This window comes from Bacteroides sp. HPS0048 (assembly GCF_964240755.1).
GTDB lineage: Bacteria > Bacteroidota > Bacteroidia > Bacteroidales > Bacteroidaceae > Bacteroides > Bacteroides nordii.
In genome coordinates this window covers 42,269-65,413 of record NZ_CAXSVC010000032.1, presented here as the reverse complement: position 1 = coordinate 65,413, position 23,145 = coordinate 42,269, and the positions used below count along the sequence as shown (strand labels likewise).

12 protein-coding genes are annotated in these 23,145 nt (G+C 45.3%); 8 read left to right on the top strand and 4 right to left on the bottom strand.

Translation table 11 applies throughout. The features are described 5' to 3' along the window. From ACESQI_RS19530 to ACESQI_RS19515, 4 genes are all read right to left on the bottom strand, one after another. Positions 1-195, bottom strand: a 195-nt coding sequence (locus ACESQI_RS19530; protein ID WP_373126853.1) for a hypothetical protein, incomplete at its 3' end; no start/stop codon positions are given. Between the two features lie 344 nt (positions 196-539). After that, complete coding sequence (dprA, locus tag ACESQI_RS19525) at positions 540-1,658, bottom strand: DNA-processing protein DprA (protein ID WP_002558394.1); 1,119 nt, start codon at positions 1,656-1,658, stop codon at positions 540-542. After that, a complete protein-coding gene (locus ACESQI_RS19520; RefSeq protein ID WP_002558395.1) occupies positions 1,655-2,056 on the bottom strand; it encodes a thioesterase family protein in 402 nt (133 codons plus the stop codon). Before ACESQI_RS19520 ends, dprA begins: the two co-directional genes overlap by 4 nt. A 46-nt stretch (positions 2,057-2,102) precedes the next feature. Continuing rightward, entirely contained in the window at positions 2,103-3,374 is a 1,272-nt protein-coding gene (locus ACESQI_RS19515; protein ID WP_195660123.1) for a peptidase U32 family protein, read from the bottom strand. A 172-nt stretch (positions 3,375-3,546) separates the two neighbouring features. On the opposite strand from ACESQI_RS19515, the gene dusB reads away from it, so the two are divergent. The 8 genes from dusB to ACESQI_RS19475 all read left to right on the top strand — a co-directional run bounded on the left by dusB (position 3,547) and on the right by ACESQI_RS19475 (position 23,136). Next, on the top strand, positions 3,547-4,527 hold the full coding sequence (dusB, locus tag ACESQI_RS19510) for a tRNA dihydrouridine synthase DusB (RefSeq protein WP_025866852.1): 981 nt from the start codon (positions 3,547-3,549) through the stop codon (positions 4,525-4,527). A gap of 86 nt (positions 4,528-4,613) precedes the next feature. Continuing rightward, positions 4,614-6,437 (top strand): LPP20 family lipoprotein, encoded by a 1,824-nt coding sequence (locus tag ACESQI_RS19505; RefSeq protein ID WP_195660124.1) that lies wholly within the window; start codon positions 4,614-4,616, stop codon positions 6,435-6,437. A gap of 303 nt (positions 6,438-6,740) precedes the next feature. After that, positions 6,741-8,084: a PEGA domain-containing protein gene (locus ACESQI_RS19500; RefSeq protein ID WP_234130636.1), complete on the top strand. Its 1,344-nt coding sequence runs from the start codon at positions 6,741-6,743 to the stop codon at positions 8,082-8,084. A gap of 13 nt (positions 8,085-8,097) precedes the next feature. Further along, entirely contained in the window at positions 8,098-9,486 is a 1,389-nt protein-coding gene (locus ACESQI_RS19495; RefSeq protein ID WP_373126849.1) for a hypothetical protein, read from the top strand. Between the two features lie 17 nt (positions 9,487-9,503). Beyond that, positions 9,504-15,635, top strand: a complete 6,132-nt coding sequence (locus tag ACESQI_RS19490; RefSeq protein ID WP_373126847.1) for a leucine-rich repeat protein — start codon at positions 9,504-9,506, stop codon at positions 15,633-15,635. A gap of 161 nt (positions 15,636-15,796) precedes the next feature. Beyond that, a complete protein-coding gene (locus ACESQI_RS19485) occupies positions 15,797-17,179 on the top strand; it encodes a PEGA domain-containing protein (RefSeq protein WP_195660128.1) in 1,383 nt (460 codons plus the stop codon). A 19-nt stretch (positions 17,180-17,198) separates the two neighbouring features. Beyond that, positions 17,199-19,868, top strand: coding sequence for a hypothetical protein (locus ACESQI_RS19480; protein WP_373126846.1), 2,670 nt, complete (start codon positions 17,199-17,201; stop codon positions 19,866-19,868). Between the two features lie 13 nt (positions 19,869-19,881). Further along, the gene (locus ACESQI_RS19475; protein WP_373126844.1) at positions 19,882-23,136 is read left to right on the top strand and encodes a leucine-rich repeat domain-containing protein; all 3,255 of its coding nucleotides are present in this window, start codon (positions 19,882-19,884) and stop codon (positions 23,134-23,136) included. Positions 23,137-23,145 lie beyond the last annotated feature (9 nt).

Genomic DNA, 23,145 nt, shown 5'->3' with positions numbered 1-23,145 from the left:
GGCTGAAAGCAGGATGGGATGAAAAATACCTGTCAACACTTTTACAGGACAGCGCATTTTAATGCGTCGGCCCTGTTCTCCGGTATGCAACGTTGTTTTACATGTACATGTTTCACTGCTCGACATGTACATGTCGTACTGCTCCACATGTGCATGTCGTACTGCTTTACATGTACATGTAAAACACAGTTGCATACTGACCAACGGCTTGTTGCTTCCTGACTCAAACAACGAGCCATACCGGGGAATAGTAACGAGGCTACTCCTAAGCACTTCCTGCGCGAAAAAGTATACCGGATGTTATATCAGAATCGTACAGTTTTATATACCGGACGATCTCTGACACCCCCTTTTAAATAGGGTTGTGTACGATAACAGTGAAAAACCGTGAAAGAATTTAAAAGAGAACCAATATTGAAAGAAATATTTGGAGGAATAGAGTGGAAGCCTTACATTTGTACTGTGATTTTTTTCATAGTATTAGATTTAAGGTTAACAAAGGTTGGAGCAAGGCGTTGCTCCTTTTTTTATGCCTATCATTAAAGTAACTGATACATTCCGCCTGCCAATATCCGTATCACCCCTTTCATTTCAAGTTCAAACAAGATAGCATTCATTTTATGTACAGCAATATCGGCTTCAACTACCAATGTATTGATCTGTAAAGCCCCCTGTGCTTGCAGAAGAGAGACAATCCGCTGCTCTTCTTCTGATAATTCCGGGAAGAGATTCCGCTGAACATTCTCCGCTTTCCGGGACTGTGAAGAAGCATCCCAGCACATGGCTTTCACAAAATCTTCGGCAGACAAAAGAAGAGCTGCTTTATTGTCACGAATCAGTTGATTACAGCCGATAGAAGAAGCATCCATCGTACGTCCGGGAAAAGCAAAACAGTCGCGATGATAACTTTCGGCAATATCGGCAGTGATCAGTGAACCGCCTTTAGCAGCAGACTCCACGACGATCGTAGCATCTGCCATACCTGCTACAATACGGTTACGGCTTATAAAGTTATGTTTATCAGGATTGGTCCCGGTGAGAAATTCGGTCAGTAAACCACCTTGCTGCAACATGTCAACAGCAGTTTTCCGATGGACGGAAGGATAAATACGATCAAGCCCATGCGCCAATACGCCAATGGTAGGAAGGCTGTTGGCAAGGGCCGCACGGTGTGCATGAATATCAATGCCATAAGCCAGCCCACTTACAACAAGTACCTCCGGACAGAGGATTTTCAAATCGCGGAGAAAAGAAGCACAAAGCTGTTTGCCATACTCAGTAGCGTTGCGGGTACCTACCATATTAATAATGCGAAGCGCATTCAAATCGGCATTTCCTTTGAAAAAAAGAACAATAGGAGCATCATCACATTCGCGAAGACGGGAAGGGTAACGTTCATCGGCCAAAGTAAGACATTGAATATGGTTCTTCTCCGCAAATTCATACTCTTCTCCGGCACGTACCAATGCTTGTGGGCAATCCAATGCCTCCACCACACGGTTGTTCACTCCCGGCAGACGTTCGGGAAGTTCCTGCCGGAAACGAAAAACGTCAGCAGCACTTCCAATGCCATCCACCAACTTCTTTGCCCAGATATGTCCAATGCCCGGAACTTGCGTCAGGGCAATGCTACAAATGCACTCTTCGCGGCTACTCATTGCAAATAGGGCGCAAAGACGCTGTCAAACAGTTCACTATCACTCAAACGCCCGTTAACGACACATACGGTTTCAACGGTTGACTTCACTACCACTTTGCCATCACTCTTCCGGAAGATATCCTGATAGAACACATACTTGATACCTTCTTTTTTCATATAGAGTTTGGAAACAAATTCATCTCCACTCTTCAATGGAGTTTTAAAAGCCATATTGATACGGGCAACAACCGGATCAACTCCCTGCTCATGCAATGCAGCAAAGCTGACACCCACAGAAGAAAGGAACTCATGACGCGTATGCTCCAGATAGTGTTGATAATTGGCATTGTTGACAATGCCCTGCAGGTCGCATTCATAATCGCGTACCTTCATCGCCAGCTCGTAAATATAATTCATGGTTGTAATGTTATAAAGTTATAGGGTTGTAAAGTTATAACTCTCCTTACAACCCGCCTTTAAACTTTTTCAGTTCATCCACAGAAACCAGTTTGTAGAGCTTGTCACTCGGACGTATCTTATCGAGTTTCATGGAGAAACGTTCTCCCTTCTTTACGTTTTGTACCGGTTCAAGATCAACACGTGCCTCTTCGAGGGTAGCAAACAAAGCTCCGGTAGTCGGTCCGGTTACCAATAACTTATCGCCTACATTCAATTCGGCTGCTTCCACAAGAAACTCGGCAACACCGATATTACTAAAATAACGGATTCCTTTGCCTACGTAGATCTTACGTTCTGTAGCTGCCGAACCATAGTTCTTAGTCCACTCTCCCAAACGCTGTCCCAAATAGTATCCATCCCAGAAGCCACGATTGAACACACTCTTCAGGCGTTCGTCCCAGACAGCCACTTTCTCGTCAGTGAAAGTATCGTCCAGATAAGCCTTGATAGCCTCTTTATAACACTCCACCACGGTACGCACATACTCAGGACCGCGGGCACGGCCTTCTATCTTGAACACCCGTACACCGGCATCCATCATCTTATTCATAAAATGAATCGTCTTCAGGTCTTTGGGTGACATTATATACTGATTGTCGACGTCCAGCTCCACATCCGTCTCTTTATCCCGCACCGTATAAGAACGGCGACACACCTGCATACAGGCACCACGATTGGCAGAACTGTTCATCTCATGCAACGAAAGATAACACTTACCGGAGACAGCCATGCACAAAGCACCGTGGCAGAACATTTCAATACGAATCTGTTCGCCCGAAGGGCCACATATATTCTCTTCTACGATATGACGATAGATCTCCGCCACCTGCTCCAGGTTCAATTCGCGGGCAAGCACTACCACATCGGCAAACTGGGCATAGAATCTCAAAGCCTCTATATTGGATATATTCAGCTGGGTAGAAAGATGCACCTCCTGCCCGATCCGGCGGGCATAACTCATCACCGCCACATCGGCAGCGATCACAGCCGAAATACCGGCTTCTTTCGCCGCGTCAACGATAGTGCGCATCAACTCCAGATCGTTATCATAAATAATTGTATTTACCGTCAGATAACTCTTCATCCCATGTTCATCACAGGTCCGGGCTATTTCGCGCAGATCGTCAATGGTAAACGTATTGGCCGAACGGGCACGCATATTCAAATTTGCAATACCAAAATAAATAGAGTCGGCACCTCCCTGAATGGCTGCTGCAAGTGATTCACGGGAACCAACAGGAGCCATTATCTCGAAATCATTCAAACTAAAACTCATACACTTTTTATTATATAGAAAGCTTATTATCTCCCCGATCTTCCCCGAGGTTTTTCTCATAATTCAATCAGTTAAATAAATCAAGAAGTACAAAGGTAGGCTTTTTTCCGTATTTTTGTAGCGATAATGAAAGTTACTTCAATCACAAATCGTAAAATTAAGTAAACCGTAAATGAAAATAGGCCACATAGATTTGGGCGAACGCCCTGTATTCCTTGCCCCGATGGAGGATGTGACAGATCCTGCCTTCCGTTTGATGTGTAAAAAATTCGGAGCCGATATGGTGTATACGGAGTTTGTTTCGAGCGATGCACTGATACGCTCCGTCAACAAGACTACGCAGAAACTTTCTATCTGCGACGAAGAGCGTCCTGTTGCCATACAGATATACGGAAAAGATACCGAAGCTATGGTAGGAGCAGCACGGATTGTAGAAGAGGCACAACCTGATATACTGGATATCAATTTCGGGTGTCCCGTAAAAAAGGTGGCCGGTAAGGGCGCCGGAGCAGGAATGTTGCAGAATATCCCAAAGATGCTGGAGATCACCCGCGCCGTAGTAGATGCCGTAAAGATACCTGTTACAGTAAAAACCCGCCTGGGTTGGGATGCTGACCACAAAATCATTGTAGATCTGGCAGAACAACTACAGGACTGCGGTATTGCCGCACTCGCCATTCACGGACGTACCCGGGCACAAATGTATACCGGTGAGGCAGACTGGACTCTTATTGGCGAAGTGAAAAACAATCCCCGCATGCATATTCCGATCATCGGCAACGGAGACGTCACCTCGGCAGCAACTGCCAAAGCATGTTTCGACCGTTACGGAGTAGATGCCATCATGATTGGCCGGGGCAGTATCGGGCGCCCCTGGATCTTCCGCGAGGTGAAACACTATCTGGAAACAGGAACCGAACTTCCTCCCGAAACCTTTGAATGGTATCTGAATGTGCTTCGCGAAGAAGTGCTCAACAGCGTAGCCCGTCTGGACGAACGCCGGGGAATCATTCACATACGCCGTCACCTGGCTGCAACTCCCCTGTTCAAAGGTATTCCTAATTTCCGAGAAACCCGCATTGCTATGCTAAGAACAGAATCGGTAGAAGAATTATTCCGAATATTCGACAAAATAAAACCGGACGGTGAATAAAAAAGAGATTGGCTTTAGTGGATTTATCATAAAAAAGTTATTACTTTTGCGGAAATATAGATTCTATTTATAAAGTAACAAACAATATGAGAAAACCGCTACTCTTTTTTATTTTATTACTGTTCACCTCTCCGTTGCTCCGTGCGCAATCTGTAGAAGAAATACAGAATAGCAAGGAATATATTTGGGGAACCGGCAATGCCTCTACGCTCAAAAAAGCCGATAACGAAGCGTTGGCGGCATTAATAAGCCAGATATCTACCAATGTATCCAGCCAGTTCAGCCAACTGACGGAAGGAGGTACAGACGGAGACAAAGCAACCGTAGACGAAACATTCAAATCAGTCATCAACACCTATTCACGTGCAACACTGAACAATACCCGACGTATCGTAATACAGAACGAACCGGAAGCTGCGGTAATGCGCTACATCAAAGTCAGCGAGATACAACGTATCTTCGAGGGTCGTAAAACAAAATTGCTCGACTTTACTCAAGAAGCGATAAAAGCTGAGAAAAAAGCACAGGTAGCTGATGCCTTACGCTATTATTACTGGGCACTGACCCTACTGCAAAGCTATCCTGACGGGAATTTTCTCACAATGAAAGACGAAGAAGGGAAAGATCAGCTATTGTGTAATTGGATTCCCAAACAGATGAATGCTATCTTCTCTCATCTGGAGGTTTCCATAAACGACGTCCACATCGACGGTGATCTGAAAACAATCGATCTGAAAGTGCTCTATAAAGGTCAACCTGCCCGCAACTACGATTATACCTACTTTGACGGACGAGACTGGTCGAATATCTTCTCAGCAAAAGACGGACTGGGAATTATCGAAATGCCTGCTGTTGCCAATGCCAAAGGAATGCAGATAAAAACGGAGTATATGTTTGAAGGCGAGTCTAATATCGACAATGAACTGGCCGAAGTCATGCAGTCGGTCAATCCGATCCCCATGCGCAACTGCTATCTGAAACTAACAGGTGAGGAGCCTAAACCAGGAGAAAATCCGGCAGCAACAACATTGCTGACAGCTTCCGGTGATAGCGCCAAACAAACAGAATCCGCCATGCATTATCTGGCTAACGAAGAAGTTACCATCTATCAGAACACAATGAAAGAGGTAGAAAACGCCATCCGCTCCAAAAACTACGCCAACATACAATCTATTTGTACCCCGGAAGGTTTCACTATGTTCAACCAACTGATAAAATACGGCAATGCCAAAATAGTGAAGGAACCGGATCTAAAATATCTGGAATGCAATGGTGAGATAACCTGTCGTAGTCTCCCTATGAGCTTCAGTTTCAATGGCAACCGCCGCACATTCGTTGAAGATATCGTATTTACCATGACCCAAGAAGGTAAAATAGACGCTATCTCCTTCGGACTGAACAAACCGGCTGTTGATGATATTATGAATCAGACTTCCTGGGGAGACGATGTACGTAAAGTATTGATCAACTTCCTTGAAAGTTATAAAACAGCCTATGCATTAAAACGCTATGACTACATCAACAGTATATTCTCGGATGATGCTCTGATTATCACCGGTTCGGTGCTGAAACACAAAGTAGTAAATGAGGGGCAACCGATGAGCAAAGAGGCTGTAAAATATACCCGTCAGACAAAGAGTGAATTCATGAAAAGACTGAAACACATCTTTACCGGAAACGAATATATCAATCTTCGCTTTGCTGACAATCAGGTACGCAAATCGGGAGTAGGAGGCGAAATCTATGGCATTCAGATCAAACAAGACTACTTCTCGTCCAGCTATGGCGATACAGGTTACCTCTTTCTAATGGTGGACCTCAATAACCCCAAAGAACCTGTTATTCATGTACGTACCTGGCAACCGGAGAAAGATCCGGATTTCGGGCTGATAGATTTAAGTCACTTCTGATTTTCACCACAGAGGACACAGAGGGCACAGAGTTTTAAATCTTTTAAAATCAATTAGACAATTACTCTGTGCCCTCTGTGTCCTCTGTGGTGAAATACATTCAAAACCGTACAGCAAGAAATCAATTTCACCGATAGCCATCGCACTAGAAAAGTTTTGTCACGGAAAACCGTTACAAAACAACTACGTATAAGTTAAAAATCAAACTTATCCGATCATTTTATTCGACAAAAAGGAATTCATTTATAAACATTAACTATATTTGTTCGAAAAATACATTAATCCTAAATTACAGAAACAAACATGTCAAACAGCACTACCAAACGTCTGTTGCTACTATTTACCGTTCTTCTACTTATTTGCCCTGCCATCCCTGTGCTTGCGCAACAAGGAAAAATCAATGTAGCATCTTTCCAACGTATGGAAAGCGACATTACTGCCCGTGTCACAGCTCCCAAACGGGATCAAAACGGTGAAGTCTGTGCACTTATCCGTATCGTGACCAACGTAAAAGACCTTATGTTTGAACCCGACGCCCTAGGAATCACAGCACGTGAAAACAAAACAGGAGAAATCTGGTTGTACGTCCCACGAGGCGCCCGCCGTATCTCCATTTTACATGACGAACTCGGTATTATGCGAAACTACTTCTATCCGGACATCATCGAGAAAGCTACCGTATACGAAATAATACTCAACACCGGCGACCAACAGGATAAGCCCGTAGTTGAAAATAACATGCAGCTCATCGTAGTACGCCCCGAACCTGCCACCGCCAATATTTATATTGACGACGAACAAGTGCCGGTTGAAAATGGCCTGTTTAATGCTACCATGCCCAAGGGCGATCATACCTACCGCGTAGAAGCTCCGATGTACGAGTCCGAAGCAGGTATTATTTCCATAGGAAGCAGTCCGGTGACCAAAAGTGTAGTGCTGAAACCCAAGTTCGGCTATATGGAAATATTCTCCCTGCCCGAACAAGATGCAAATGTTTACATAGATAGCATATTGGTAGGTAAAACTCCCTACCGAAGCGACCGTATGGCAATAAAAGATTATAAGGTTCGCATTGAGAAATCCATGTACTTCTCGATTGACACTGTACTTTCTATCGCCGCAGGCGAAACGGTTCGCCCCACTTTTAGTATGAAATCAACCATCAAACCGCGTGTACCCTGGAATACAGTGATTATGGCACAAGCCAACTACCACCCATCTACCACCTCCTTCGGAGGAATGATCGGTTTTACCAAGACAAACGGATTTTATGTCCGTTTTGTCAGTGATTTTGGTTCAGCCTCAACCGATCATGAGTGCGACGATAGCGGTATGTTGACTGATGTAGCGGGCAATCCTTATTATACAGGCAATACAACTCAATCACGCATGTCTGTTACGGCCGGATACCTGCGCCGGATATGGAAGCCTCTATATCTGTACGTAGGGGCCGGATATGGAAATGCTGTATCCGCTTGGGAATTAAAAGACGATACCTGGGCCAAAAATATAGATCACTCAGCCAATGGAGCAGCAGCCGAATTGGGCGGTATTCTCCGTTTAGGTAAATTTGCGCTTTCCGTAGGTTTTCACACAGTCAACTTCAAACATCACGAAGCAAGCGCCGGCATTGGCCTCATATTCTAAAAAGATACACAACATGAAAAAGAAAGTATCCATATTTATAGTATACAGCCTGCTTCCCTTGATGACGGGCTGCGAGAAGTTCACAGAGCCCACCGCTTTTGAACCGACATTCAGCATAAACGATGCAACAGAAATCACTCGTCTGAGTGCCACCCTTTCCGGTAGTATACAAAAGCAGGGAGGCATCATAACCTCTTACGGATTTATCTATGGAAAACTGGAAAGCTTGGCCGACGGAAAAGTTATAGAATTTAAGGGAGAGCCGGCCGGAACTTTCAGTGCCACTTTCGGCAATGATGAACTTCCTCCACTCACACCGGGAGAAAGATACTATTTCTGCCTTTGGGCAGGCAGTAGTGAGAGTTATCAGGAAGCCGAAACCGGCAAATACGGATTGGCAAAGAGCGAGATCCGTCAATTTCAGACGAGCGAAAGCAGTGCCCCCACTTTCGGAACCACCGAGGTAGCCGATATCACTGAACAGAGCGTCACCGTACGTTCCAATCGTATTGACGAAGGAGGATCTGCCATTCTGATGATGGGATTTGCCTATCATAAAGCCGGTAGTAGCAAAGACAATCTCGTATTACTGGATAATGAGGAACTGGAAAACGAAAACTTCTCCATTACCATTGAAGGACTTGAATCGGGAACTACCTACACCGTACGTTCTTTCGGGTTCAACAGCGCCGGTATCGGCTATGGTGAAAGCCAAAGCTTCACCACTGTCAATTCATATGCGCCTACATTAAGCATACTCAACCCACCGACAACCATCAGAGGTAGCTGGATCATAGCACAAGGCACCATCATCAGTACCGGTATCAATAGTTCTATAAAGATAACCCAACGCGGTTTCTGCTGGAGCAAAACCAATAATACTCCTACCAAAGACCAAAACGACGGCATATTATACTCCGACAGTATAACTGCTACATACAAAGAGAAGATCACCGATCTGGAAGGAAGCACGAAGTATTATATCCGAGCATGGGCTACGAATGAAAGCGGCGAAACAGGCCACAGTAAAATCATTGAGTTTACAACACTTCCAATCACCTTACCGGCAATTACCCAGTTGACTTACTCTAATCTCACGGCACGAAACGTTAACGTCGAAGCTACCGTCGGCAATGGGAATGGAATCATAACCAAGCAAGGTTTCTACCTGAGCCGGGACAATGCGACCCCCGATGAAGCCAACCATGATAAAGAAATCGTTGTCGATAATGACATAAGTCTTATAACCGGTACTTTCACCGGACTGATGCATAATACAACTTATCATATCCGTGCCTTTGCCGTCAATGAGGCAGGCATCAATTATAGCGATGCTATCGATATCACTACTGCAATTGATCCTACCCCGGGAGAAGATGATAACGAATCACCAGAACTCTAAAGAACAAGTCAAAAAGTATGAAACGAAACGATATATATAATAAGGTATGTATGGCAGTGTTTATGACACTGCTCAGCATGGTCTCCCTACAGGCCGAAACACATGAGGTACAACTTACCGCCGCCGGCACATTACGCCAACAACTCAGTGGGGTCACAGTGAGTAGTATTACCGGGCTTGTTATCAGCGGACCGCTCAACGGTAGCGATATCAAGTACATCCGGGAGATGAACAAGCTGGTAACCCTTGATATGGAAAACGCAAGCATCGTATCGGGTGGCGAAGCTTATTACGAGAATTATCATACTGCCGACAACCAGATTGGTGACCAGATGTTCCGGGGATACGATTATGGCTGGACCGCTCCTGTCACCAGTATTATATTACCGCGCAACATTACCCGCATAGGAGACACCGCCTTTGAAGGAAGAGATGTATTGAACACCATCACCCTTTTTGAAGGAATCACCGATATAGGGTATGGCGCTTTTTGGAATTGTAGTGCTCTGGAAAACATCACACTGCCTTCTACTTTAAAAGTAATGGGAAACAGCGTGTTTGCGTATTGCCGTAAATTAACAAGCATACACATCCCCACCAGTGTAGAAAACATAGGAGACATTCCCTTCAACGACTGTACCTCCCTTAAATCCATCACGGTAGATGCAGCCAATAACTATTATGAGAGCATGAATGACATACTCTTCACCAAAGGAAAAGAGCAGCTGATTAAATATCCGGCAAAGAAGACAGATACCAGCTATACCCTTCCGGAAACCGTAAAGACAATCAAGGACGAAGCTTTCTCAAGCGCCATCTTCCTCTCTGCGGTTCAACTCCCTTCCATGCTCCGGGAGATCGGTACAGAAGCTTTCTCACATACCAACATTACCTCCATCACCCTTCCGGCTACCGTGCAACGGATCGGTGCAAATGCCTTTATGCAGTGTGGAAAACTGACTTCACTCACTGTAGCTCCGGGTAATCGCTATTTCAAAGCCATCAATAATGCGCTTTACAGTTACGACGGTACGCGATTGATCGTCTGCCCTACGGGTATCCTGAACGACAATCCATCGTTCACCGTACCTTCGGGAGTCACCACCATTGCCGCTTATGCTTTCAGCAACAGTAACCTGCAAAGCATCCACCTACCTTATGGATTAAAAACGATAGAAGAACGGGCCTTTTCCTCTTGTCGTTTACAGACACTCATCCTCCCGGCAACGGTAGAAAGTATCGGGAACTATGCTTTTGCTTGGTGCTACGAGATGAGTAGCATCGCACTGCCTGCTTGCCTGCAAACAATCGGCTATGAATTTCTTTCCAGCAACAATCAGCTGGCCACCATCTACTGCCCGCTATCCGAACCCGCCGCCAGTTACCAAAATACATTTTATAATATTCCTCCCACCTGCGAGTTGTACGTGCCCACAGGCCGCCGTACGGCTTATCAGTCAAACAGCGACTGGAATCAGTTCAGTACGATCTCCGAAGAAGAGATCGTGATATACGATAGCCAAAATGCAACCGTCTGCCCGTCAAATCCCGAAGCACTCGAAAGGCTGCTCGAACCCTATCATGAAAATGGAGTCTACCTTATCGAAACACTGACACTCGTCGGAAATATCAATAGCAATGATGCTGTATTTATCGGCAATATAAGCAAGCTCTCCCGGCTGAACCTCCGTAAAGCCACTTTATGGAAAACCAACGACGGTGTCAGAGAACACTACCTCCCTACAGGCATGTTTGCGTATGGCGAAAGTCTTGGAACGAATTTGCAAGAACTGGTCCTTCCCGAGAAGTTAAAATACATCGAATCCAACGGAGTAGACATCCATAACCTGCAACACCTCGTCAGCCCTTCCACTGTTCCGACACCGGCTGCCGCAGACGCATTCAAGCGGAATAACTGCACCCTCGTTGTACCCTTCGGGACACAAGCTACATACGCCACAGCTACCGGTTGGAACGTATTCAGTGAGAATACAGACACTGACATTCAGGGTGCTGTCACCTTAAACCTGACAACCCCCGGAACGCTCTCTTCCCTGATAAACGAAGATGCCCGCCCCACCGTCAAGACATTGATACTGACCGGTACTATCAACAAGCCGGATTTCGACTTTCTGCAACAGCTCTGCCAGGAATACAATCTGACGGCCATTGACCTGAGCCGGACAAATATCGCAGCTTACGGGCAACAGATTGCCAACCGTGTACCCAACGATGCTTTCATGAATTGTAATACTCTGCAAACCATCGCCTTTCCCGCTTCAGCTACCGAAATTGGCGGCAACGTCTGCTGGAGTTGCCCCATGTTGACTACACTTATTTTACCGGAACAGCTCGTCAAACTGGAGTCCTCCTTCGGTTATTGCCATAAACTGACCCGGGTAAGTTTACCCGCTACGCTACAAGTGATAGAAGGCAGTCTCTTTCCCCAATGCAATGGGCTGATTGCTTACACTGTAGACGATAACAGCCCTTATCTGAAAGCAGTGGACGGAGTCCTGTTTTCAGCCGACGGTAGTTTAATCTACAGCTATCCAAAGGGCAAAGCAGGCACTTCCTATCTTATCCCCAATGAGGTGAAGACCATTGGTAATAACGCTTTCAACGGATGCCGCCTCACCTCTGTAGAGTTAGGCAGCCAAGTAACAGAAATTAAAGAATATGCCTTCATAAATTGCAATCAACTTTCTGCAATCATCCTCAACGAAGGTCTGAAAATCATTAACCAATCTGCTATCCAAAGCTTTGTCATCAGTGATATCACCTTACCCGCCAGTCTGACAACCATTAACGGAAATCCGTTCATCGGAGACAATCCCAATCTTACAAACATCACTGTAGCCATTGGCAACAGTGCGTTTAAGACCAGTGACGGAGTGTTGTTCTCCATGGATATGACCCGTCTGATTACCTATCCGGCGGGTAAAACCGGAACAAGCTATTCCATTCCGGCCGAAGTCAGGAGCATTGAAGCCCGCGCTTTTCAATACGCAAAGTTAACCGAAATTACTTTTGTATCCGCCAATAGTCCGATAAGTATCGGGACAGGCGCTTTCTTAGGAACAAAGATTACCTCTATGGTGCTTCCGGAAGGGCTCAACCGACTGGAAGGAGAAACATTTCAGTCATGCAACGCACTAACCAAAGTTGTATTACCCGGCACACTGACCTTTATCAACTACAACGCATTCTATGACTGCCCCTCATTGACGGAACTTCATTGTAATGCCACCACACCTCCTGCCCTCAACAGTGCATTCCACGGTCTGAATACAGGAGCCTGCACACTCTATATCCCCGTAGGCAGCAAAGCTACCTATACAAGTACAACAGAATGGAATACCTTCGCCCGAATGATCGAAAAGGCAGTATCCACCCTCAATACCACTACCGGTACGCTAACCGTTGCGCTGACAGAGGCCGGCACACTCAATGAGCTACTTCTGGAACAAATGGGAGGAACAGCCGGTCTGGAAGTTACTCTGGATCACACCCACAAGCTGATTGTCAGAGGAGAAGTGAACGGCACGGACATCAATAACATCCGCCATTATTGTATCGACAGAGCCGGGCTAACACAGATCGACCTGTCGAAGGCCGACATCCGGGCAGGTGGCGACTGGTATATGTACGATGCCGACACAAAGGAAAATATCTATACCGCCGACCACATTATTACCCCCTACATGTTCAGCAAATTAGCTCACCTCACCCGAATCGACTTACCCGAAACCACAACAGCGATAGAGCAGAGAGCCATGCAGGATTGCACGGCTTTAGAAACCCTGACCATCCCCGATGGAGTATCCTCCCTGGGACAGGAAGCACTCAGCAGATGCAGCAACCTAAAAGTCGTGTACACATATGCAACCGTTCCGCCTGCTCTTGTAGCAGATGCATTGTCTCAGGTACCTGCCGCCACCGCCACACTCTATGTTCCTCACGGTGGTAAAAACACTTATTCTGTCACAGAAGGCTGGAAAGAGTTTGGCACGATCAAAGAGCTGGTATATGTAGCTGTTTCGGGTACATTGAACGAAATACTGGGCAATGGGCAAGAAACAGAAACAGAACTTATACTGGCAGGCAACCTGAACGGTACGGACATCAAAGTCTTACGTGGAATGCCGGAACTAACCAGTCTCGACATGAGCCGCGCCACGATCGTTCCGGGAGGAGAAAAGTATTATCAGGACTACGGTACCGAAGCTTATAAGCTGGGGCCACACATGTTTCACGACATCGCTGCAGCAAGGAAGCTGACCTCCATCATCTTACCGGAAAATACCATCTCCATCGGAGAGGAGTGTTTCTGGAACTGTCTTCAGTTAACCAGCATTTCTATCCCGGCAGACGTAACCGATATTAAAAACTGGGCATTCGATCAATGCCAATCCTTAACAAGTATTCAACTCCCGACATCACTGCAAACAATCGGTGGATACGTATTCAGCGGATGTAACAAACTAACTGCAATCCACATCCCGGCAAAAGTGAACAGCATGGGCGACCGTCCTTTCCAAAACACGCCGGCACTAGAAAGTATCACTGTAGACCCCAATAACGAATTTTTTCTATCGGATGAAGGAATACTGTTCTCCAAAAACCGCACGGAACTATACGCCTATCCTTCCGCAAAAGAGGGAACGCATTATACCGTTCCATCCACAGTCAGTGTATTGTGCCCCGGTGCTTTTCAGGGTTCTAATCTGGAGAGTGTTACCATCCCCTCTACGGTCAGTTCCCTTTCACACAACTTATTCAATAGCAGTCATAAGCTGGCTTTTGTTTCGCTTTCCGAAGGACTTGCTGCCATTGAAGCACATGCATTCAGCAGTTGCTACTCGCTTACCGGGCTCACAATCCCTTCCACGGTCACTTCCCTTGCCGAAAGTGCATTTGCATCCTGCTTCAGCCTCCGGGAGATCCGGATTCCCACCGGAGTCAATTCGATAGGCAACAATCTGTTTGATAACTGCTATTCGCTCGGTTCCGTGCTATGGGACAGCCCTATCGATCCGAAAGCCGCCTTCACCGCTTATACTTGGGATCCGGAAGCTCAACAAAATCTCCCGCGAATCAACATTACCAATCGCAATACATTGCTCTATGTAGACAACGAAACGGTAACAGAAAAAGGGTGGTTCCCCAATCTAGTGTGTAACAACATTGCCGAACAGGTGATACTGAGCGACAGCCTCATCAACCGCATCTACGTCAACAATGTATGGATGAACTATCACCACTCGTTCTACGCAGCCCGACCTTTCAAAGCCAAACATATCAGTTACCTCCGCTCATTCAATATAGATGAATACGGTAACGAAATACAATCGGGACGGGGAGAAGCCGGAGGATGGCAGACAATTGCCCTACCTTTCGGTGTACAGAAGTTCGAGCATGAAGAGAAAGGAGAACTGGCACCCTTCCGTAGCAATGCAGCTCAAAACGAGGCACTCCCTTTCTGGTTACGCAAACTGAACGGAGCTGAAACAGGCGAAACCAAATATACGAATGAAACCGTATTGGAGGCCAACTGCCCGTATATCATTGCTATGCCCAATCATGAGTCTTATGAAGATAAATACAACATCACCGGGGTAGTTACCTTCAGTGCCACAAGCGAAGACGGTATTGATATAGCCGCCACACCTGCCACCATGAACCGCGGACAAGCTCAAAGATATGATTTGGTATCTACTTACCAAACCATACAGCAAGCCGACACTGTATATGCCATCAATTCAAACGTTACCTGGCAAAACGGGAAAGAGTACAAACCGGGTACTCTCTTTGTTCGCAACAGCCGTACCGTACGCCCCTTTGAAGCTTATGCTGTCAGTAAAGAAGTAGCTGCACATGCGCCCCTGTTCTACAGTATCACCGGAGGAGACGGTGAAATAACCGGTTGGGAAAATCTCTTATTAAAAGAAAAAGAAAAGCCGTTGCAAGCATATAGCCTGAACGGTATACTCTACATCACCGGCAACAGCGACCGAAACATATTCCTCTATGACACCGCCGGACAGATTGTGCGTATCTCTGAAATCAAAAAAGGAGAAACGATCACAATCAATGATCTGCCTGCAGGTATCTACATACTGGAAGAGAATAAAGTTATAATCAGATAATAAAAACAGACATCCTTGTCACGGAAAACCGTGACAAGGCATCTTCCTATTAATAAAAATCCCAATATACCCGATCATTTTTTTATAAAAAGAAGACTGTTTTATAAACATTAATTATATTTGTTCGAAAAATACATTAATCCTAAATTACAGAAACAAACATGTCAAATAGCACTACTAAACGTCTGTTGCTACTATTTATCGTTCTTCTATTTATTTGCCCGGCCATCTCTGTGCTTGCGCAACAAGGAAAAATCAACGTAGCATCTTTCCAACGTATGGAAAGCGACATCACTGCCCGCGTCACAGCTCCCAAACGGGACCAAAACGGTGAAGTCTGTGCACTTATCCGTATCGTGACCAATGTAAAAGACCTTATGTTTGAACCGGACGCCCTGGGAATCACGGCACGTGAAAACAAAACAGGAGAAATCTGGCTGTACGTCCCACGAGGCGCCCGCCGTATCTCCATTTTACATGACGAACTCGGTATTATGCGAAACTACTTCTATCCGGACATCATCGAAAAAGCCACCGTATACGAAATGGTACTCAACACCGGTGATCAGGAAGATAAGCCTGTAGTTGAAAACAACATGCAGCTCATCGTAGTACGCCCCGAACCTGCTACCGCCAATATTTATATTGACGATGAACAGGTGCCGGTTGAGAATGGTCTGTTCAACGCTACCATGCCCAAAGGAGATCATACGTATCGTGTAGAAGCTCCGATGTACCAACCCGAAGCAGGTGTTATTTCCTTAGGGAGCAGTCCGGTGACCAAAAGTGTAGTGCTGAAACCCAAGTTCGGCTATATGGAGATATTCTCCCTGCCCGAACAGGATGCCAAAGTTTACATTGACACAGTTCTCGTAGGTACCACCCCTTATCGCAGTGACCGCATGGCTATCAAAGAGTATAAAGTACGCATCGAAAAGGAAACTTATTTCCCCATAGACACCATACTGACTGTAGCGGCGGGCGAAACGGTACGTCCCACTTTCCGAATGATATCTACTATCAAGCCTAAAATCCCAATGAATACGCTTGTCTTGCTGCAGGCCGGATACAACCCGAACTCTACCACCTTTGGCGCTATGTTAGGATTTGGTAAAAACAAGAACGGATTCTACGTTGGTTTCCGTAGTGATTTTGGCTCGGCAGGGAGCGACTTGGAATGCAACGAAAATGGCACAATAGGTGACGGAAGCATACCTCCATTCTATAAAGAAGGAGTCACCCACCAATCGCGTATGTCAGTTACCGCCGGATATTTCCGTCGCCTCAACAAGACGATCTACCTTTATGCAGGAACCGGATACGGCAGCCGTACTCTATCTTATGAACTGGATGAGCGGGCTGAGGATGAAAGTGGAAAAAGCCTTGAAGGAGTACAGGTAAAGGACACAAGCAAATCTCCTACCGGAGTAGCCTTCGAACTGGGTGGTATTCTGCGTTTCAACAAGTTCCTGATCTCTGCGGGGTATCACACAGTAAATGCCAAATACCACGAAGTAAGTGCCGGTATCGGTATGATATTCTAACCCCAAAACGTAAAATGAGATGAAGAAATTCCTATATATAATAATGTGTGGGGTGCTACTCTTGTCGGGTTGTGAAGAAGACAACGAGCCGTTAGCCTATCCGCCTACGCTTGCCAGTGGTAGCGTGACGGAAATGACAAGGGTGCAAGCCGTTCTTTCAGGAGCAGCCATCCCCCATCCGTCCAGCATCGTGAAATGCGATATCGGCTTTATGGTTGCCACCTCAGACAACATGGCCGATGCAGAATCCTTTGTTGGCACAGAAGAATCTGACGGCAGTAATCAATACCGGGCAACAGCTACAGGATTAAAACCGGGTACCCAGTATTACTTTTGTATTTATGCTAAAAGCAGCAATACACTGGTAAAAGGCCCGGTACAGTCATTCACTACAGAAGAAAGCATTGCTCCTATTGTAAGCGTACCAACCGTTATCAGTAAAGATGAGACTACCCTGACACTTAGTAGCCAGGTGACCGATGACGGTGACGATACTCCGACCATTCGTGGGTTTGCTTATAAAATATATATTGAAGGCGACCCCGACCCGACCAAGAGCGATAACGTAGTATTGGGTTCCCTCACGGCAACACCTGGAAAAGAGGATCCTTTCACTGGTACTGCTATCAATTTGCAATCCAATACAACCTATGCCATACGGGCATATGCCACCAATAAAACCGGAACCGGATACAGCCAGGTCATTACATTAAGAACGGATGAATTAATGACCCCTATTGTAACAATCGCTCCGCCCAATCCGGATAAACTGACTTCCTATACACTGGAGGTAACAGGAACCGTCACTGACGAACGGGGGTACCCGGTTCAAGAACGCGGCTTTTGCTGGAGTGCGGAGAATCGCCTGCCTGTAGTGATTGAAAACGGGCAAAATCAGGTAACGGCCGACGAAACAAGTACTTTCACCAAGGTAGTGACCGGATTGAACTCTAAAACGAAATACTACCTCCGCGCCTATGCGACCAATGAAAAAGGAACCGGTTACAGTTCTCCGATAGAGTTTACCACTGTCGAAGAGCAGACTGCATCATTGACGAAAATGATTGTATCGGATATTACTTCCGAATCGGCAGTACTCTCGGCTCTGGTAGCAACGGGTATAGGTGCAGAAATAAGAGAAAAAGGATTCTGCTATGGTAGAGAACATAACCCCACCAAGGCAGATAATCCGCAGCCTTTCAACGGAGAAAGCGACCAAATGCAAACCAAACTTACCGCATTGGAAGAAGGCGTCACTTACTATGCCCGTGCTTATGCCACTACACGCGATGACACATTCTACAGTAATGAAGTAGAATTCACTACCAGTGCATTACTGGTGCCCGAGATTGGTAATCCTATCTTCAAGAATGTCACGGAAACTTCAGCAACCATCACTGCCGTTATCATTTCTAATGGGGGAAGTGAAGTGCAGGAACGGGGAATCTACTATAGTCTGACCAATCAAAACCCGGAACAAGGAGGGGCAAATGTACAAACGGCCTTATCCGAGAGTACAGATCCTGGTAAAATAACGGTTAATCTTACCGGCCTGACCGGCGGGCAGAGATATTATGTGAAAGCATTTGCGCGTAACAGCAAAGGAACCGGATATTGCAGCGCACCTGCCACTCTACTGACTGCAGCAAATACTGCACCCAAAGTGAGTAGTCTGACAGTGATGAACATCCAGGACGACAATGCCAAAGCCAAAGCATTCGTTTCCGATGCGGGAGGAAATGGTTTAACGATTATTGAACGAGGATTTGTATGGAGTAATAATGGAATAACACCTACCTTGGAAAACAATACGGGTAAAGCGATCGCAGAAGCAACCACCGATAACTTTGAAGCATTGCTAAATAACCTGGATCCCAGCACCTCATATATGGTACGTGCATATGCCAAAAACAATAAAGTGCAGGAAGCCGGATATAGCCAACCTATCAGCTTTATGACAGGACAGACGTATGCACCTACTCTGACAGAAGGGAGACATGAATTGGTTAAATTTGACCGGATCACCATCAGTGCAGTCATTGCCAATGACGGAGGAGCTGCTGTAACCGATTATGGCATCTGCTGGGCACCTGCCGGTGAAACTCCGGATATTGAAGGAAATCATGTTAAAGGAGTAATGGCCGGAAACACCTTCACGGCGACAGCCACAGGACTTACACACAGTACCTCATACAGCGTAGCCGCGTATGCCAAGAATAAAGACCGGAACGGAGTCAGTTATATTTATTTTGGTGATATAACGACTGCTGCATTACCTCCCCAACCGGACGATAACCCTACACCGGATGACCCGATTCTTGGTAAAAAACCATCCATGAACAGTGTGTATAATTCGGGAACATTCCCCACTAAATTAGTTATTACTTCCGGTATCAGTGACAAAGGCAATTCGAATATTACCGCCCAGGGCTTTGTCTGGAGTGCTACAGAGCAAAATCCTGAAATAGGAAAAACAGGATGTACTGTTATTTCCGTCACTCTGGGAGAAGAACTTAAAACAGTCCTCACCGGACTGGCACCGGGAACTACTTACTACGTACGTTCCTATGCTACCAACGATGTAGGTACAGGTTATAGTAATACAGTCTGGATGACTACCGAACCAGGAGACAAAGTAGAACCCGGAGAAGGTGACAACCCTACCCCGGAACCAATTGATAACAAATAAAAAAAACTCAGATATGAAACGAATAAGTATCTATTTTATCATGTTCGTGGCTGTATTCAGCCTCAGCACAGGCGCACAAGCCAAAACAATAGAAGTGAATCCGGCAGGAACACTTTCTCAACACTTATCTTCCGAAGAGACTCAGACCATTACTGAACTCATCATCAGCGGATCACTCAACGGAACGGACATTGCATTAATCCGTACTACCGCAGGAAATCTGGAAAGACTCGATCTGACCAATGCAACTATTGTAGAAGGAGGTACTCCATATACCTCCTATAAAGGACAGGATTATATGACTCAGAATAATATAGTTGGCAGCTATATGTTTCGGGGAATGGTCAATCTGATAGATTTAAAGCTACCTAAGAACGCTGTAGGATTGGGAAGTTATACTAAGGAAGGATCTTATTCTACATGGAGCGGATATAGTGTATCCAACTGCCCGTCATTGGAAACCGTTACACTTCCAAGTACATTGCTATGGATCGGAGAATACTCATTCGATGCATGCAGTCGTTTGAAAGAAATCATTATTCCGGAAGGGGTCAAAATAATGGGGCAATATACTTTTCAAGGTTGTCAATCGTTGAAAAAAGCCTCCTTACCAAGTACACTAACAGATAGTTTCACCTATGATGGATGCACTTTCCCCAGTAGTTATTATAATGGTAACAACTTTGCTGGCTGTACTAATCTGGAGGAAGTCATCTTGCAGGAAGGTCTTACCTTATTGTATTCATATATGTTTTACGGTGCAACTTCTATTAAACATATTACATTGCCCTCCACGCTAAAATCAATAAACAGCGCTTTCAATGGATGCAGTGGTCTTTTAGAATTGGAACTCCCCGATGGATTAATCCAATTAGGCAATATGGATAACTGTAGTTCATTGAAATCACTGGTCATCCCCGAAGGCGTAACTGAAGTTGGTTCTTTCTATGACTGTACACAATTGGAATCAGTTACACTCCCCTCTGAATTAGCAGGATGGTTACCTAACTTCAAAGGATGCAGTAATTTGAAAAGTATTACTATACCAGATAATATAACTGGAATTAATAGACAAAATTTCAGCGGATGTAACTCGTTAAAAACAGTCAATATCTCCGCCTCATCAAAACTTGAAGAAATTAAAGAGGAAGCTTTTCAAAGGACTCCCGTTACAGAAATTCACCTACCGGAATCAGTCAAAAAGTTAGGACGTTATGCTTTCGCATACTGCACACAATTGACACATGTAACTCTCCCTAAAAACAATACAGCCTTTCAAATAGATCTTTTTGCATTTATGAATTGCCCTGCTTTGGAAAGTATCAATCTACCTACCTCTCTGACATCCATTCCGCAAGACGCATTCAGCGGTTGTACATCATTAAAAGAAGTCACTCTTCCGGGAGCGCTTACAGAACTTGGGCATCAAGCTTTTAAAGGATGTACACAATTATCCAAAATAACTATTCCCGGAACCATTACCTATTTTGGAAGTTCAGCATTTGCTGAATCCGGCCTGACAGAGATAACAATTAACAACGGTATACGTGAAATTGGAGAATACGCTTTTGCAAACACTCCCCTTACCAGTATTACATTTCCTAAAACCATTACACGCATCAGTGGACTTGGAAACAGTAATATCACTAACATTCATTTTACAGAAGGTGCAGAACCTACAGAAATTGCGGAAAATGCATTTTATGGATGTAAAATTGCCACTTTTAATATCCCTGCAAGTGTAACAACCATAAAAGAGGGAGCATTCGCGGGTAGCAACATCCAGGAAATCGTAATTCCCGAAACAGTTACTACTATAGGGGGGAGGTGTTTTAGTAGCTGTAACGAACTTACCAAAGTTACTCTCCCCGACAATATGACCGAATTACCGAATAGCATGTTTTGGAGCTGTTCCAAACTAAAAACAATTCAATTACCATCTAAATTGGAAAAAATAGGGAGCCATGCATTTCGTGAAAGTGGAATCAATGAAATACAACTCCCGCAAAACTTAAAAGTAATAGAACTCTGGGCCTTTAACGGATCTACTCAACTGAAAAGTATTACTCTTCCCCCTCATCTGGAGAAGATAGGAGAACAAGCTTTTGAAGGTACCTCCATTAGTAATATTGAAATACCGGCTACCGTAACAGAGATTGGAGAAAGAGCTTTCCGATGCTATAACAACTCCGGTGGTGGATCCTACAAATCCTACTTAAATACCGTAGTATGGAACCCCAGTTGGGAAGTTCCTTATAATGTATTCTCTGCAGCAACCTATCTCTACATTCCGGAAAATGGAAGCGTAGCATCCAATGCAGAATACAATTTCACCTACATCTTCCGGGGAGGTGTTACCGACCAAATGGAGATTAAAACAGATGGAAACCAGTTCAGCATTGCCAAAGAGTTAAAAGCAAAGAAAGTGTATTACTACAAAAACTTCAATACAGAGAGTGGGTACAATTCACCAGCTGGCTGGAAAACTATTGTATTACCGTTTGATGTTGATCAATTTACGTATACGCGGTACTCTACCGAACCCGACGCTACCGGAACCCCACTGGCACCTTTCGGTAACCCCCTTTTAGAAACGGACAACATGGCCTTACCATTCTGGCTATACGAACTTACTCCAACCGGATATGTCTCAGCCACTTCAATACAGGCCAATAAACCTTACCTCATTTGTATGCCTAACAACCGGGCCTATCCGGAAGCCAATAATATTACCGGTAATGTTCGTTTCTCCGCAGAAAATAGTGCCGGTGTCCTACTTGTTCCTACCGAAGGTGTCCTGCAATCGTCAGAAGGTGCCAACTACAGTCTTGTACCAACTTATGCTACAGTTGAAAAAAGCGAACAGGTATATTCTTTAAATGAATCAAGTTCATACTTTGATGGTAACAAAGACTATCCCGCCGGCAGTGTATTTATCCGCAATTATGCCGACGTAGCCCCCTTCCAGGCCTATGTACAAACCAAAGCCGCTCCTGCATCCGCTCCACGGCTATACAGCATTGGTGGCGATGGAGGCAGCATCACCGGTATCGGAAGCATGCTCCTGACCCCGGACCAAGCCACCAGAGCATACAGTGAGAACGGTATTCTCTATATCGAAAGTAATGCTGTCCGCACCATTCCTATTTATGATGCCAGCGGACGTACCATACGAGTGATCGAAGCTCAGGAAGGCCGCAACGAAGTGAACGGACTGGCAGAGGGCATCTACTTCCTTGAAGGACAAAAAGTAATGGTAAAAAAATAACGAAGTATC